Below are 16788 nucleotides of genomic sequence, written 5' to 3' on the forward strand. Positions count from 1 at the left end.
TCATTTTTTTGTTCTTCTGTTAAATCATTAATAATTTGGGGAATATCAGAGTCATCTCTTTTATTTGGTCTTCCTGAACCTTTTTTACTTTTAAATGCTTCCATACCTAAATTATCTAATAATTTTGCTTTTTTTCTAATTCAACGTCTAAGTTCTTTTAAATTTGGGTTGTGTTTTCTTATCTTTAAGTATGATTTTACAGCATCACTTATTCCCTGTTTTTTATATATTTCTATAACATTAATTCATTGTTGTTTAGTTAGTTGTTTTGGCATAAAAAATTCCACACTTTCTTTTTTGATTGTGTAGAATCATTTTTTCCGTGTTTAGAATGTGGTAACTTAAGTTTACTCATTTAGACTACTAATAATGAGTTCTTTCGATTGTTATTATAAATGAAAAAATGTTGTGCATTTCACATTTGAATAAATTCAGTAAATGTTGATACAAAATGTTCTACAGAGTCATAGATGTTTCCGAAACGGAGAAAAAATTTACTTTTAACTCACCCATTCAATGATTCTGTCGGAGCATTATGTTTAAAATCGGCATTTGACATTGAGTGTGTTATTTGGTGTCTTTTTTTGTGTATGAAGCTAAAGACATTTTTATTAACAAAAGCTGTTCCTTGATCAGATTGCACAATCATTTTTTGACTGTTCTTTTTAGCATACTTTTCAATCATATCTAAAACTTTTAAAGCAGAATTAGAATTTTCAGTAGGGTTAAAATGGTGGCCAACAATTGTTGAATTTGACCAATCATAAGCAATCATGCAATTTTGTTTGACCAACTTATTATTGATAAAAATTTTAAATTCTGTCCCATCAATACCAATAACATTTTCTAATTGAAAATTGTCTCCGACCATATCATCTTTACGGTATTTTTTATTTCTATTAATCCCCGCATAATTATTTTTTTTACGTTCAGCACTCGGCATTTCTAGCTTATTTTCTTTTCGTATTTTAGCAATTACTTTAACTGATATATGAGTTTGAAAATTAGCAATAATCCATTGATTAATGGTTTTTGCCCCTGTTGCAAGACCTTTAAATTTATCAAAACAAGCTTGAATTAGGTCTTGCGCACGTGGATCAACTTTACTTTTGTATTTTGGTAATACCAAATCATTTTGTAAACTGTCGCCTATTTTCACACTAGAAATTAATGAATTTCTTTTAACTCATTTATGATAACCTGCTTTTGACACGTGAAAATAATGACACATTTTTAAAATGCTAATTTGAAATTTAAAAGAGAATTCATAAATGGTTGGAAAAACAAAATGTTTATAAATTTTGTCTTTGTTATCCCCAGATTTGCCTTCTTGTCTTTCATCAACATGATCAGTATTTGTTGACTTGTGCAAGAAGGCATGGATTTTTCCAAAATCTCATATTTCGCATTTGCCAATAATGCTACTTCCTCCGCTTCTGCTAATTTCTTTCTTAAAACATTGTTTTCTTTTTCCAGTTTTTTTAGTTCAGGGTTTTTAAATTCTTTTTTTAATTCCTTAGCCATCTTCATAACCTCACAATCCATTGGATTTCTTCCGATGTTGTAATTATTATCTATGCTATTTTTCCATTTGTAAACCAATTACGCTCCAGACTTTAAATTATATTTAAAAGCCAATTCTTTTGGGTGTCCTCCATTAAGATATTCTTGAACAACTTTGATTTTCAAATTCCTATCATAGTGTTTATATTTCATATTTTATCCTTTCTTGCGAAAGAATCGTTATTGTGTAAAAGTAAACTTACGTTATGTTGTTCTTTTGTTGTTGTTTTACTTGCAAATCAAGCGAATAATAAAATTAATAATTATCAAATCATTACTTGATGATAGAAATTACCTTTTTAGCATTAATATCAAAAAGAATATTCAACACTGGTTTATCATTTTTTGATGAGAAATTTATCGTTCTTGAATTTTGATTATTTTTGTCAGTAATTTCTAATTCGATTTTGTTAAATGTCAATTTCATTTGTGCAGCCGTTAAAACATTAACTCCATTTAGTATTTCTCATTTATTATTCACAAGCACTAAAATATTTGCTTCATATTTTTTAACTTTAATTTTTAATTCATCAGCTAAATCAATTTTTAAAGCAGATGCCAGGAACGGCATCAGAATATCACCATTAATTAATTTATTAATTGGCACTTCAATACTTGTATTTATCGGAATGAATCCCACTTTGATATAAAGATTTCATCAAAAAGCTGAATTTTCTTTTAAGGTTCCTAGTGAATCAACCAGGTTTTTAAATTGATCTAAATAAAGAATATCTTTTAATCCAGGGGTATTAATTAATCAATGTCATTGGACTGAATATTTAATTGGCATATTTTTAATAAATGTTTCTAAAACAAGTTCAACTGGTGGTTTTGCATCTCATCAAGTTTCTCCATTCGAAAATCTTGCACCATCAAAAAGCGAAAGGACTAAAAATTTTAAATTAGTGTCAATATCGTCACCATTTTTATTAATCATTTGGTCAAAACGATCATCACCGTATGCTTGTGGTTTACTTAATAAATATTTAACAAAACTCAAAACAAGATCTTTTTCTTGTTCTTGATTAACAAAATTTCTAAAGTTAATTAATAGCGGGATTAAACCTCGTAAGATATCTTTTGGGGTGGTTTTGATTAATAATTTAACACTAAAATACTTTGTTCATTTATTTTGTGGTATCAAATCTTTTTCAATAACCTTATCTCAATCAAGAAGATTTAATTTTTTAATTGAATCAATTCAAGTAGCAACTTTATTAGAAAAATCAGTATTTTCTGCTGGGTTTGTTGGCAGTTTAGTTGGTAAAGTACTTAACAAGTTTTTATCCATAATTGGTGCTAGCTCAAGAATATTACCAATTGTCAAATCACCAATAATCGGGAGATTTTTTAAAATTTGCATGTCACTTGTCGACATATCAATTCCTTCATGTAAAGCATTAATAATCGCTTGGCTTTTATCAAAATAAGAAGAACCAAAATAAATGGTATAAGCTTTACTTCTAGCAAGTTTATTATCGTATTTAATTTCGATCTCAGCCAAACCATTTTGTTCGTTTTTGGGAAATTCTCTTTTTAAGACACGCACCTCTAGTTTAGAAGTATCTAAAGATTTAGCTTCTCTTCTCGCAAACTTTTGCACTTCTTGTAAAATTAATTCTCGTAGTTTATTATCATCATTTTTTAAAACAAGATGAGGGAAAACCACTCTTTGTTTATCTAATTGATCAAATTTGGCCAGTTCTCGTGATGTTTTCTTTTCAGCATTTCTAGCTTTAGCTTCAGCCAGTTCTCTTTGGTCTTGTTCAATTTGCTCTGGAGTTTTTTGCTTTCTAGGTGTTGCAATAAAACTACTATCAATCCCAAAATCAATAGTCAAAGCATTAGTATCAACAAATTTATGATGATCATGTTCAATGAGAAAGTTGCCTTTGTGATCAGTTATTTTGGTAGAAAGATATTTAACTACAACTCTTAATTTTGCAGCTTGAGCAATATTAGCTATATCAAAATTAACTCATGCTCCATTGACTAGCATTTGTGTTTTAGCACTATAATCTACAATTTCAATTTTTAGATTAGTCAAACTTCGACTAGCCATTTTTTCAATCATTGGCACAATTGTTTGTTGATTAATCATTTTATTAATTGGTAAATCAAATGGCATTTCCACTGGAAACTCTTTGCCCATAACTTTAAAGTTGATACGCATCTTGATTTTCATCACACCATTTTTATCAAATGAAGCCAAATTGTTTAACTGTGCTATAAAATGTGGGAAATCAATCATCTCTTTGATGCCAATAGTTTGTAAAGTATCTTGTTTTTCTTCAAATCCAACATGGATAGTTTTATTGATTTTTGGAATACTCAACTCTATTTTTAAAGGTGATTTAGCAATTATGTTATCTTCTTTGCTTGATAAGTTATCAAGCAAAGCAGACATTAACATTTCTATGTTTGTATTAAAACTGACTTCTCGTTTTTCTAAAAAAACATCAAATTTGTCACCATTGTAACTTTTTGGTTTGCTTGTTAAATAGCTTAAAAAATTGACAACCAAATCTTTGTGTTGTTGTTCAGCAACAAAATTACGGAAATTAATAATAAACGGAATCAATGCTCGAATAAGATCGTTAATTTCGGCTTTAATTTTAAGCACTGCTGATAATTCTTTACTAATGTTTAAATTAATTTCTTTATTGAGTGCTGGTAAATCATGTAAACCTAGACTTTTTAAACTATCAATAAAACCTTGACTTTGTTGGTAAATATCTAGACCATCAACTTCTTCAAAAGAAGTTGATAATTCACTTAAGATTGGATCTAAGACTAATGGTAAGAAAGTAATTACTCCACCAATTGAAGCATTAGAAATCATGTCCGGCAATCCCAAACCTTGTGGTAAACCTAAGTCGGTAATATTAAGATTGCGTGAGTTAGATAATATTTGGTTAAAAGTTCTGTATTCACTAAAATAATGTGAATTATAACTCAATGTTCATGGTGTGGCTCTACATTCTTCATCATTATATTGAATAGAAAGTTTAATGCTACCTGCTCGAATTAAATCAGTCGTTACTAAGACAACAAATTCATTATCAAAAAGTTGCATGTTTAACTTGTCTAAATCAATCCCTTTAATATTTTTTAATTCTTCAATAATTTGTGTTTTGATGGTGTTTTTGATAATTTCTAGTTGGTTTTGATGTTCAAAAATAACATCATTGTCAAATAAAAATTCTTTTGTACTTAAAAGTTCCATTTTTGTATTAATTAAAGATTTAATTCTTTTGGTTTTTTGTTCTGTAGTTTCACCTTTAGCTTTAGCTGGCTTAAGTGGTCTGGTTGGTTGATTTAAAATTACCGGTGGAGAAATAACCTCTGACGGCGGAGAAATAATCTCTGGTTTAAAACTGGGCTTATTTCCCATAATACTATCAGCATAATCTGATTCTAAATTTTTTAAGTATTCAGCCTTGGCTGATTTTAACCTTTCCAATGAATTGTTAATTTGTAAATTTGTTTCAATTTTTGGGATTTGACCTAAAAATTTTTTGAATTCTTGCGTACGAGGCGAAGTTTCTGTTGGATCTTTTTCACTTATAAGTTTTTTAATGTTTTTAATTTCGGTTTGTAATTCTTTTATTTTGGGATTAGTTTGTTCACCATTACAGGCAATTACTGTAGATACACTTCCTGCTGTGACTCCCATACTACCTAATAAAGCTAGTAGTTTTCTCATATTAAAATTTTCCTTTTGCAATAATTCTTTTATCCATTGCTAATACTATGTTAATGATTTTTTTACATAATAAAACACAAAGGTTAGAAAATTTTAAAATTTATTTTGAGAAAATTAAACCAAAGAAAAAATGATAATTACTAAAAAAATAATAATTAAATTAAATTTTTAAAAAAAGAATAAATATCATGCAAAAAAAAGATGTTTTTAGCATTTTTTTACTAAAAACATCTTCAAAATTTATTTTTATTTTTAGTGGAAAAAATAATTGTGGAAAAAATTATTTAGTCAAAAGTACAATCGCTTTAGTATAAATTTCTAACATTTTTTCTAAATCTTCTAACGGTACATATTCATTATAAGCATGCATAGTCGAACGATTAATATCAAATTCAGCTCCAAAAGCAACAAGTCCAGGCATTGCTTTGGCGTAAGTTCCACCTCCGATTGCCAACGGTTGAGATTGCATATCTCCAGTCACTTCTTGATAAACTTTCATAATTTTTTGGACCATTTCAGATTCTTTTGGTACATACACTGAATCTTCAACAGCAATCACCTCTGCTTTTAAACCATATTTTTTAATTTCAGATTCAATTGCAGGAATAAATTTTTCTTTTGGTTTTGTAAAAACAGGCACACGATAATTAAATGCCAATCTTTGTTTACCATTTTCAATATCAATAATCCCTAGGTTTTGAGTTAACACACCAGTTTCATCTTCAATATTTGGAAATAATTTGGCAAAATTATGATCATTGTGAACATGATCACAAATAAAATCAACGATTGGGTGTTTAATGCCAACATTTTTCATGGCCTGCATCAAGTTAGTTGCTGCATTCAGACCCATTCAAGGTAATGAACCATGCGCTGCTTTTCCTTTAACCATTAACAGACCGTTTTTATGCTCTGTTTTAATTCCGTGTTGGTGTAAATCAGCTTCAATTTCTTTGGCTTTAACCCCTTTGTAGCTGATGTAGTCAGCAACCACATTGTAAGCTGCACCACCTTTAATTTCAAAATCAGTTTCATAGTTACCATGCATATCTAAATCAACAATTCATTTTTCAGCATACACCACTGGAAACTCTCCATCAGGAACATAACCAGCACTAGCAACCCCAAAGTCAGCAATATAAGCACGAATTGACTCTCAAGTTGTTTCCTCAGTTAAACCAAAAATCATTCTGATTTTATATTTATCACTTTTGAAGTTATTGTCTTTTAAATATTTCAATCCATAAAGGTTCATCATTGTTGGACCTTTGTCATCAAAAGAACCACGTCCAAATAATTTTCCATCTTTAATGAATGGAGCAAATGGGTCATTTTCTCATTCATCAATATTTCCTGGTGGCACTACATCTAAGTGACAAAGAATGACAAATAATTCTTTATCATCATCACCATAATCTAAAAACCCATAGCGATTTTCAGCATCTTGATAAGTTTTAAAACCAAGTTCATTACCAAGTTTAATCACATAATCTAAAACTTCTTTAGTTCCTTCTCCAAAAGGAGCCTGAGGTTTTGGATCAGTTAAAAATGATTTAATCTTAATTAACTCTTTCGTTTTTTCTAATGCTAATGGAAAATATTTTTCCATTAGCTCTTGCATATTAATTTTCATAATTAAACACCATCCTTATATGATTATAAAACTCAAATCATCTAAAGTCGGTATCTTTATTTTATATTTCTTACTTTTTTAATTAGGTCGTAAGCTGCATTCACTTTCGCCATTTTCTCTTTAGCACCATGGGATTTGTTTTTATCTGGATGATATTCCATCGCTAATTTACGATATGTTGATTTTAATTCTTGATCAGAAATGTTCTCATCAACCCCTAATGTTTTATAAGCTTTTCCAAGCTCACTCACTTCTTCATTAAAATTGTAATATTGTTGGTTTTGTTGTTGTTCAAATGAAGAATAGAAAGAATTATTAGAACTAAATTGGTTAAATAGTTCTTGAATAATCAGATCCACATCATGTTCTAAATCGGCATAAAATTCTTGTTCTTTAAAACGAATAAATTCATTAAAATTAATAAAGCGGTGGTCCTGAATAATTTTTTGTGGGTCGTCATTTAACACTTCACCAATGATAGCCGGAATAATATCTTTAATGTAAATATTCACCATTTCGTGTTTGAAAGCATCTAAAAATAAATTGTAATATTGTAATAAAAAATTAATTGCTTGTTGTGATTGTGGTAAATGGGTTTGGTCAAAAGCAATCAATAACTTTTTTTCTTGTTCAGCCCAAAATTTCATTAAATGGTCTTCATGAGTTAATAAGCTTTGAATAATTGCGTTAACTTTGCCACTGCTAACATTGTTTTTAATTAATCAAGTTTTGGTTTCATTGTAATTACTAAAAAAAGGAAAAACATCAAAAAGTTCTTCAATATTATAAAAACGAATTTGATGTGTTTTGCGTTGTTGTTGCAACCAAATCTTTTTGTTTTTCGCAAACACATCAAAAGTGTTTTCTTGTTTATTTTTACGATTGCCACTTGATCTTTTCGCTCAAAAACCACCACCCGAAAAAATGGAAATGATAATAAAGATAATTAAGATAATAAAAATTGTTTTCATAAAATGATTTTACATTAAAAGATGATAGAAAAAGCAATAATTAAAATAATACACTTGGTGTTCCAATAGACAATTTAATCCATTTTTCTAAATTCTTTTATCACAACATAAGCATCGATAATTTCAGACATTTTTAATAGTTCTTCTTTATTTTGAATTGTGTTAGGTTGATATTTTTCAATTAATTTAAGATATTCATTCTTAAATTCTTCATTAGTAGCTTTAGGGTCAATCCCAAGAATTAGATAAGATTTAGTTAATGAATGAACTAGTTCATTAACTTCACTTTCATTTTTATAATGTTTTGTAACTTGTCGGGGATTAACTCGTGGTTTTGTTGGTTTTGTTGGTTTTGTTGGTTTTGTTGGTTTTGTTGGTTTTGTTGGTTTTGTTGGTTTTGTTGGTTTTGTTGGTTTTGTTGGTTTTGTTGGTTTTGTAAGTGTGCTTCTCGTCATTGTCGTTTTTGTTCTCGATAATAGTAGCGTTGTTCCTTTTCATGTTCAGATAATTTATGTTTCCCATCTCATTCGGAATTTAGGCATTCTTTAAAATTTTTAGTAGTTCACTCTTCTCTAATAGCATTCATTGGTCCACCAAGAGTTACTGCGAATGACATTAATGCAACAATAGCAGAAACTAGAAACACCAAAAAGAATGATAAAATTGCTTCAACCATTCTAAAAATAGTTTTGGTAAAGTCATCTACAAACATATGATAAGCATGTGGCATAAACATCATGGTCCCAAAAAATAATATTGAACCACCTATCCCACCTAAACTTCATCAATGATGACAATAATTAAAAGTCGCAGTGGTGACGAGATAAGCAAATGAACAAGTAAAGAAACCAAATCCAAATCCTGCTAAATATCCAATAGGGATTGCTCTAAAATGTAATATCTCTCCTTGTACATTTATTCAATCATAAATTGGTTTAAACAGTTCCTGATTTCATAACATTGGTTTAACCTTACTATTAATGACTCCTGAAAAAGTAGTTGCTAATAAAGGAACGGAAAAATAAATAAAAAGAGCAAGTGCACCACCACAAATTGCCAATCTCAACATAACTTTTACAAAGTAAAAGAATCACCCTTGTTTTCTCATCTTATTTTTTTCCATTGAAATTAGTTTAATTCCTTTATTATCATAAAATGAGATAAAAAAAATAGCAAACTAATATTAGTTTTGACTCATCATTTTTAAATTTTATGATTTGATTAATCTTTACTGTATTAAAGCATATTCAAAATATTTTTCTCCAATTGAAGAAAATCCTATTTTATATTTCTTGCTTTTTTAATGAGGCTATAAGCACTATTAATTTTGACCATTTTTAATTTATTGGTTTCATTTGGTAATTTATCTGGATGATATTTTTTAGCGAGTTGACGATAAATTTTTTTTAAATCTTCATCACTAATATTAGAGTCCACCCCAAGTACTTGATAAGCATCTTCTAATTCTGAATTTGGTAATCATAAATCTTCAAAATATTCTTCATCTGGCGATATTTCAGCTTCTTTAAAAAAATCTTATAAATTTTTCTGATATTCTATATCCATTGTGACAACAAATTTTTGCAAATTCTCTATAATAATTTTCTCTAGAATATCACTTTTTGAAAAATGATTTTTTTTAATTAAAACTTGGCCAAGAATTAAAGGTAGTGTTTCTTGAACAAAAAAGAGAATAGTATTTTGTGTCATTATGTCTAAAAAAAGCTTGTGATACTTTAAAGAAAGATTAGTTTCTGGAGTTGGTGTTACATTAATAGGTAAACCATCTTCAACTGGATACATTAACAAAATTGCACTAAAACCTTCTTCATACTCTTCTCATTTAGTTTGAAACTGCATTGCAGCATTTTCAATTATTTCTAAAAAGAAATAATATTCATCATACTGTAAAGCTTGTTTTTGTAATCAAAATTGCACATTTTCAAAATCACTCAAAGGAAAGGAAAAATTAAATTGTTCTTGAATATTATGAATAGGGATTTGAATTGTATATTTTGCAGTCATTCTTCAATTCTTTTTATTTTCTTCATAAATAGTTGTCATAAATGGTGCTCTGTTTTTATTTTTGTATGAACGATATAAATAAACAACAGCCCCAACAATTAAATTGGCTGCAACAATTCCCAGAATTTTAGCTCAAATATAACTCATAAATTGATTTTACAAGAAAAATATAAAAACTAGTAAATTACTATTTTGGTTCTTGGATTGCAACTTTAAATAGAGGGTGCATTTTACTAAAAATATTATTTTATATTTTTATTTTTTTTAATAAGGTTGTAAGCATTATTGATTTCTGTCATTTTGAATTCAGTATTTTTTGTGCCAGCTGCATCTGGATGATATATTTTTGATAATTGCAAATATACTTTTTTTAGTTCTTCATCATTAACATCAGAAGTCAACCCAAGAATTCAATATGCTTTTTCTAAATCATTAATTAAGGAATCAGAATTATTATAATATGAATTTTTTGGTTCAGATTCGACTTCTGTCAAAAAATCTGATATATGTTTTTTTAAGGATTCTTCCATTGAAGCAACAAAATTTTCAATAGTTTTGTCTAATAATTTGTCTATCTGATCATTATTTTCAAAAAAATTACTATTTAAATTTAATGCTTGTTTGATAATGTAAGGAATTGTTTCAAAAATGAAAAACTTGATAGTGTTCTTTCTTAGTTCATCTAAAAATAAAATTTGATATTTTGTGGAAATTGCATATTCGGGTTCGTCTGGATCTTCTTCTGGTTCTGGAGTAGAATCTAAAACTTCATTAAAAGTTTCTTCGAGTCTATTTCATTCATTTTGAAAGATTGATTCGCTATAATTTATTGCTTCAATTACATCATCAACTCTATTGTCATTCAATCCCTTTTCTTCTAATCAATCTGTTATGTTATCATAATCACTAAAAGATGAGTCAAAAATGAAATCTTCTTCAATGTTATATTTTGGAATTAAAATAGTCATTTCAGAATCATCAATTCATTCGAATTTATTTTCTTCAAAAATATTCACATCAAGAGCTTTTTCATCTCTTTTTCTTTTATAAAACTTAAACAAATAATAAATACCTAACCCAACCAAACAAGCTAATCCCGGAATTAATCCTAACATTCAATAAAATTTCATAATTGAATAATAGCAAAAAAAAATAGCAACTGCTATTTTTATTTTGTGTCTTGAGCAACAACTTTAACTCTAGTACGTCCTTTGTTAAATCTTTCGTATTTAACAATTCCTGAAACTAAAGCGAATAATGTATCATCTCCACCACGTCCAACATTTTGGCCTGGGTGAATTTTAGTCCCACGTTGTCTAAAGATAATTGATCCAGCATTAGCAAATTGTCCATCAGCTTTTTTAGCACCAAGACGTTTTGATTCTGAGTCACGACCGTTTTTAGTTGACCCAACTCCTTTTTTAGAAGCAAAGAACTGTAAACCTAATAAATATTTAAATTTCATCATAACTAACGAACCTCCTTTAATTCTACGTTTTTTGGATATTGCATAACTATTGTTTGTAATTGAATTTCCAACAATTCAAACATTGTTTGAATTGTGGGATTACTTTTTTTAATTGTTATTTCAATTAAATTCTCTTCAACAATAATATCAATATCATTTGTAAATTTTTGATCAAAAGCATTTAATGCACCACTAACAATTCCAGTGAGAGCTGCACAAACTAAATCTTGTCCGTATGCTCCAGCAAGCGCGTGCCCGCTCATTGTCAACTTTTGATATTCACTATTGTGATAAGTTATTTTTATTTTAACCATGACTTATCATTCCTTGAAAATTATTTAACAATAATTTCATCTATTTTTACTTTTGTGTATGGTTGTCTGTGACCATAAACTTTATTAACATTTTTCTTTGGGTGGTATCTAATCACACGGATTTTTTTATCTTTCCCATGTTTTAAGATTGTCGCTGTGACTTTAGCACCTTTGACAGTTGGGCTACCAATTGTTCCGTTAACCATCAATACTTCTTCAAAAGTAATTTTTGATTCAACTTCTCCTGTTAATAATTCCACAAAGATTTCTTGTCCTGGTTCAACTTTAATTTGTTTTCCACCAGTTTTAATAATTGCAAACATTATTTTTCCTCCAGTCTAGACTCGCCTTTGCACGTGAGAATAAATTCTACTTGAAACATGCTTTTAAGAGCGGTTGAAACTTATTAAGATTTCAACTTTATATATAATACACTATTTTTAAGAAAAACGACTGCTTTTGTGGTGAATTTTGATGATTTTTGTATAAAAAAAGGCCTGAGCCTTTTTGCTAACAAAAATCATGTAAATGATCGACCATTGGTAGATCTTCATGATGTGGAGTTACTTCCGGAATGTAGATTGCAGCTGGTGCTGGATGCACTACTGGCGCTGGATGCACTGCTGGTGCTGGATGGTGCGCCGCTGGCTCTGGATGTTTAGTATTATCCCAAGTCATTGATGCATCCTTCGATTTAACCATGCCTTTATCTGCATCATTGTGTCCGAATGTAACAATTGAATTAATAACTGTCCCAACAAAGGAAACTACAGCATTGAAAATTGCAGCAATTCCACTAAGAAACGATCCTGAAATACGTCCCCCGTCAGTACTTTTTAATTCTTGTTGTGTAAGTTGTCTCACATATATCACCCCTTATTAGATTAGAGATTCTTTTGTGATTTTTGCGATTTTTTGTAAATTTATTTTTTGATTAGTAAATTTTGTTTGTTTTTATACATCTAAAAGAGGTCAAAATATTTTAAGAAAAACATAAAAACATAATGTAAGTTTACTTTTAAAACACTGATAATTTTATTGCAAAAACAATAAAATATGTAGGTCAAACCATAAAGTCAAGATTAAAAAATGAAATTATTCAATAATATTTTTGATTATAAATTTTTGTTCATTTTTAAGTATTTATTATAAATTTCATTTTTATTTAAATCAAATAAGTCCGAAACAATTGCACTGGCTTGTTTTAGTTTGTAGCCTTGGGCTAGATATTTTTCAACTTCAATAAAGATTTGTTGGTCAGTCATGGATGAATTTGTGGTTGGTTTAGCATCTAAAACAACCACAAATTCACCTTTCAAAATAAAGTCTTCACTTTGAATCACTTGATTCACTTCTGCTACTGTTCCTTGGATGATTTGTTCATTAATTTTAGTTAATTCACGAGCAACTAGCACATTTGCTTGGGCATCAATAGCCTGTAAAACTTGCATTGTTTCACGAATACGATGAACAGATTCATAAAAGGCGAGAATATGTTCTTGATTAAATTTTGAAATCACTTGAGTTAATTCAATTGTTTTTGTTTGCTCATTTTTATTTTTAATAAAACCATAAAATAAATTAGAAATATTAGTATATCCTGAAATAGCAATCGCATGAATATAAGCTGGTCCAGCATTAATCGCTGTGACATTCACAGGTAAATTCAACTTACGAATTTGGTTAATCACAATTGCTCCTGGATCAGAAATAATCGGTACTCCAGCATCACTAATGATTGCCACATTTTTATTGTCTTGTAAATACTGAACTAATTGGGCAATTTTTTGGGTTTCATTAACTTTGTTTAATGAAACCAAAGGTTTCGAAATGTTGTATTTTTGCAATAAAACTTTTGAAACTCTGGTGTCTTCACAAAAAATGACATCCACTGCCTGTAAAGTTTCCACACCTCGCAATGAAAAATCATCAAGGTTACCAATCGGGGTTCCGACTAGAAAAATTGTTGGGTAATTATTTTTAAAAGTATTTTGATTAAGCATAATTTCCTTTCACAAAAAAAGACCATCAAGGTCCTTAATTACTTCACAGCTTTAATTGTAATTTTATAAGGACTTTGAATATCTCTTACTTCAACAACAGCCCCTTCAGAATGACCAATCATTGCTTTTGCTAATGGTGATTCATTAGAGATTGTGCCTTGAAAAGGATCTGCTTCAATTGCTCCAACAATTTTTACTTCTTTTGTTGCTTCTGAACCTTTAGTTGTAAAAACAACTGTTGATCCAATTTTCACATTTCCTTTTTTATCAGTTTTAGTATCAATCACTCGCGCTTTAGAAATCATTGCTTCAATTTCTTTGATTTTGTATTCAACTTCTGCTTGTCTGTTACGAGCAGCGTCATAATCAGCATTTTCGCTTAAATCTCCTTGGTTACGAGCTTCAACTAATTCTTCAATTACTTGCGGACGAATAACTTCAAGTAAATATTTTAATTCTTGTTTCTTTTCTTCTAAACCTTCTTTGGTTAAGATAATGTTTTCAGCCATACTACCATCCTTTTTTAACTTTATTGATTATACATTATTTTTTAGAAAAAGGAGGAGATTATTTGTAGCTTCTCTATTTTTCACCACTTTATTCAACTCTTCAAATGAACAAGCTTTCATTTCTGAAATTGTTGGATAAACTTTATATAATTCTTGAATTTTTTTAGTGCCTAAACCAACAACTTGCAATAAAACTTGGGTTGTGAATTGGGCATTTTGTTTTTTGCGAAAACCACTTTTCGCATAAGCATCAACCCTAATTTGCATCCCACTTAAAAAATGATAAAGTGGACTTTTGCGGTCTAAAGGAACAACTTGTTCTTGTAAATCAATTAAGGCATTGGTTTTGTGATGATCATCTTTGACTAACCCAATCACAGGAATTGTTGCCAAATTTAAAGATTGTAAAACTTCTTTGGCAAAATGCACATGTGTAATTCCACCATCAATAATAATTAAATTTGGTAATGCTCTTTTTTCAAAAAGGGCTTTTTGAAAACGACGATACAAAAGATTTTGTAAACGGTGTAAATCGTCTTGAGCTGCAATATCAATATTGTATTTACGAAAGCTATGACGATCTGGTTGACCATTTTTATAAACAATACAAGCTCCGGTCACAAACTCATCACCTAAATTGGAAAGGTCAAACATTTCAATATGATGTAAATAGTCTTGAATTCCTAAAATTTCTCCTAAGGTGATAATTGTTGCTTGGGCTTGGTCAGTTAATGTTTGACCTTGTAAATTTGCGACACGCATAAATTCTTCAGTATTACTGATGGCAATTTGCATCAACTTTTTTTCAATCGGATGAATTGGATAAGTAGCAATCTTTTTCAGTTCACTTGGCAAATCACTAACATCTAGTTGATCGGGAATAATTAATTGGTTTGGCAACATATTTTTTTGATAAATTTGTGCCAAATAAAAGGCTAATATTTCATTCAAATCTTGTTCATAATATTGATCAATAATTTGGTCTTTATTCAACAGTTTACCTGCACGATAAAACAACATCGTAATCACAATTTGATCATTGTTTAAAGCAAAACTTAACACATCTCGATCTTTGGTATCATTTAATTCGACACTATTTGCAGCAACAACAAATGCAAAAGATTTAATTAAATCTTTAATTCTTTGGGCTTGTTCGAATTGTAAATTGCTGGCAGCAAAATGCATTTTATTAATTAAATCTTGATGTAAAGTCTGGGTATTACCAGCAAAAAATTGCACAATTTTTTTAATTTGTTCTTGATAATATTTTGGATAAACTTCTTGAAAACAAGCACCCGAACATTGACCAATTAAAAAGTAAAAACATGGTTTGCCTAAACCACCTTTACATCTTCGCAACGGATAAGATTGTTCTAATAAATTTAAAATTTTACGAGCAGATGTGCCTTGTGGGAGTGGTCCATAACTTTTTAAATATTTCGGATCAAACTTTCTGACATATTTGTATTGTGGGTCTTTTTCTTTGGTAATCACAATGTAGGGATATGCTTTATCATCATTTAATAAAATATTGTATTTGGGATGGTGTTTTTTAATTAAGTTTTCTTCTAGTAAAAGTGCTTCTTTTTCATTGGTCACAATGAAATAATTCAAATCCACAATTTCACGTACTAATCGCGTGGTTTTAATATTATGAACACGATTAAAATATGAACTGACACGCTTTTTTAAATTTTTGGCTTTCCCAACATAAATCACATCACCAGCTTTGTTTAAATAAATATAGCAACCAGCTTGTGATGGTAAATTTTGGACTTTATTTTGTAAATCTATCATATTATTTATTTTATACTATTCATCCAATGAACAAGTAACTGATTCAGGGATTATTTTTTCTAATTTAGCTTTCATTGTTTTAATGATTAAAAAATTATATTTAAAAGTATATGTATATTCATCAATTTGATTTGCCTGATACTTTTTAATTTGTCAATTCAAAACAATTTGGCGAATGATTAAAAAGGGCAACAAAACAATTAAAAACAAACCTAAAACAACGATGGAAAGGATTAATTCTCAATGCCATGTGGTTGTTTTAAGTTGTCATTGGGCGATAAAACAACCAACAATTAAACCTAATAACAACACATCAAAAACCACATATTTAATGTTCAAAAATTTTAATGTTTGTCGGTTTTTGCTGTGGCAAAAAATATCATGACCAATTAATTGTTGAATTTTATAATTAATTTCTTTGTAATATTCATTAAAAACAAAGAAATAACTTTTAGTTCTCACTAACTTGGAAAAGTCATGATCTCTCACATGTTGTTCAACTTTTTGCAAAATCAAGTAAGCAATAATGTTTTTTACAAATGTTTGGATAGTTCAAAATAATAAGCCACTAATCACAAAAAATATCAAAACAATTAATGATAAGGGGTTACCAATGATTTGATTAGTTCAAGATAAAATATTAACAATTAAAAGTAAAGTCGGTGCTAAAATTAATAAAAAAGAATAAATAATGCGGGTTCTGATTTTGATTAATTGTTCATCAATTTTAAATTTTAAAAAGTCGATTGGTTCCATATCACTTATTATAACAAGCAAATCTTTAGTTCAAACTTTTACT

The 16788-nt window shown here is 28.9% G+C and carries 19 protein-coding genes and 1 other annotated feature; all 19 genes read right to left on the minus strand.

The window, feature by feature from the left end:
- Positions 1 to 275 (minus strand): hypothetical protein (locus P695_RS05275; RefSeq protein WP_035026160.1); only part of this gene is annotated, 275 nt, incomplete at its 3' end.
- A gap of 80 nt (positions 276 to 355) precedes the next feature.
- Positions 356 to 1213 (minus strand): hypothetical protein, encoded by an 858-nt coding sequence (locus tag P695_RS0101285; protein ID WP_028126505.1) that lies wholly within the window; start codon positions 1211 to 1213, stop codon positions 356 to 358.
- A 20-nt stretch (positions 1214 to 1233) separates the two neighbouring features.
- Positions 1234 to 1524 carry a hypothetical protein gene (locus P695_RS0101290; RefSeq protein WP_146063643.1) on the minus strand — a complete coding sequence of 97 codons (291 nt, stop codon included), beginning with the start codon at positions 1522 to 1524 and terminating at the stop codon, positions 1234 to 1236.
- A 313-nt stretch (positions 1525 to 1837) separates the two neighbouring features.
- Complete coding sequence (locus P695_RS0101300; protein ID WP_028126507.1) at positions 1838 to 5269, minus strand: lipoprotein; 3432 nt, start codon at positions 5267 to 5269, stop codon at positions 1838 to 1840.
- A 280-nt stretch (positions 5270 to 5549) separates the two neighbouring features.
- Positions 5550 to 6902, minus strand: a complete 1353-nt coding sequence (locus tag P695_RS0101310; RefSeq protein ID WP_028126508.1) for a Sapep family Mn(2+)-dependent dipeptidase — start codon at positions 6900 to 6902, stop codon at positions 5550 to 5552.
- A 56-nt stretch (positions 6903 to 6958) separates the two neighbouring features.
- A complete protein-coding gene (locus tag P695_RS06255) occupies positions 6959 to 7873 on the minus strand; it encodes a DnaJ domain-containing protein (RefSeq protein ID WP_028126509.1) in 915 nt (304 codons plus the stop codon).
- Positions 7874 to 7947: 74 nt separating this feature from the next.
- Positions 7948 to 8133, minus strand: coding sequence for a DnaJ domain-containing protein (locus P695_RS06335; protein ID WP_244868774.1), 186 nt, complete (start codon positions 8131 to 8133; stop codon positions 7948 to 7950).
- A gap of 8 nt (positions 8134 to 8141) precedes the next feature.
- Complete coding sequence (locus P695_RS06340; protein ID WP_051437296.1) at positions 8142 to 8981, minus strand: hypothetical protein; 840 nt, start codon at positions 8979 to 8981, stop codon at positions 8142 to 8144.
- Positions 8982 to 9151: 170 nt separating this feature from the next.
- Positions 9152 to 9388, minus strand: a complete 237-nt coding sequence (locus tag P695_RS05985) for a DnaJ domain-containing protein (RefSeq protein WP_084331583.1) — start codon at positions 9386 to 9388, stop codon at positions 9152 to 9154.
- Positions 9389 to 9409: 21 nt separating this feature from the next.
- Positions 9410 to 10045: a hypothetical protein gene (locus P695_RS0101330; RefSeq protein WP_028126510.1), complete on the minus strand. Its 636-nt coding sequence runs from the start codon at positions 10043 to 10045 to the stop codon at positions 9410 to 9412.
- Positions 10046 to 10140: 95 nt separating this feature from the next.
- Positions 10141 to 11013, minus strand: a complete 873-nt coding sequence (locus P695_RS0101335; RefSeq protein WP_028126511.1) for a J domain-containing protein — start codon at positions 11011 to 11013, stop codon at positions 10141 to 10143.
- 53 nt (positions 11014 to 11066) lie between these two features.
- A complete protein-coding gene (gene rpmA, locus P695_RS0101340) occupies positions 11067 to 11363 on the minus strand; it encodes a 50S ribosomal protein L27 (protein WP_420855364.1) in 297 nt (98 codons plus the stop codon).
- A gap of 5 nt (positions 11364 to 11368) precedes the next feature.
- Complete coding sequence (locus tag P695_RS0101345; RefSeq protein ID WP_028126513.1) at positions 11369 to 11680, minus strand: ribosomal-processing cysteine protease Prp; 312 nt, start codon at positions 11678 to 11680, stop codon at positions 11369 to 11371.
- 20 nt (positions 11681 to 11700) lie between these two features.
- On the minus strand, positions 11701 to 12003 hold the full coding sequence (gene rplU / locus P695_RS0101350) for a 50S ribosomal protein L21 (RefSeq protein ID WP_028126514.1): 303 nt from the start codon (positions 12001 to 12003) through the stop codon (positions 11701 to 11703).
- A gap of 7 nt (positions 12004 to 12010) precedes the next feature.
- Positions 12011 to 12088: a sequence feature (ribosomal protein L21 leader region), on the minus strand.
- Between the two features lie 102 nt (positions 12089 to 12190).
- A complete protein-coding gene (locus tag P695_RS0101355; protein WP_028126515.1) occupies positions 12191 to 12544 on the minus strand; it encodes a hypothetical protein in 354 nt (117 codons plus the stop codon).
- A 251-nt stretch (positions 12545 to 12795) separates the two neighbouring features.
- The gene (gene rsmI / locus P695_RS0101360) at positions 12796 to 13683 is read right to left on the minus strand and encodes a 16S rRNA (cytidine(1402)-2'-O)-methyltransferase (RefSeq protein ID WP_028126516.1); all 888 of its coding nucleotides are present in this window, start codon (positions 13681 to 13683) and stop codon (positions 12796 to 12798) included.
- Between the two features lie 38 nt (positions 13684 to 13721).
- Complete coding sequence (greA, locus tag P695_RS0101365; RefSeq protein WP_028126517.1) at positions 13722 to 14192, minus strand: transcription elongation factor GreA; 471 nt, start codon at positions 14190 to 14192, stop codon at positions 13722 to 13724.
- A gap of 27 nt (positions 14193 to 14219) precedes the next feature.
- Entirely contained in the window at positions 14220 to 15986 is a 1767-nt protein-coding gene (gene uvrC / locus P695_RS0101370) for an excinuclease ABC subunit UvrC (protein WP_028126518.1), read from the minus strand.
- A gap of 18 nt (positions 15987 to 16004) precedes the next feature.
- On the minus strand, positions 16005 to 16745 hold the full coding sequence (locus P695_RS0101375; RefSeq protein WP_028126519.1) for a hypothetical protein: 741 nt from the start codon (positions 16743 to 16745) through the stop codon (positions 16005 to 16007).
- Between the last annotated feature and the right edge of the window lie 43 nt (positions 16746 to 16788).

This window comes from Williamsoniiplasma lucivorax ATCC 49196, from assembly GCF_000518285.1.
Taxonomy (GTDB): domain Bacteria; phylum Bacillota_I; class Bacilli_A; order Mycoplasmatales; family Mycoplasmataceae; genus Williamsoniiplasma; species Williamsoniiplasma lucivorax.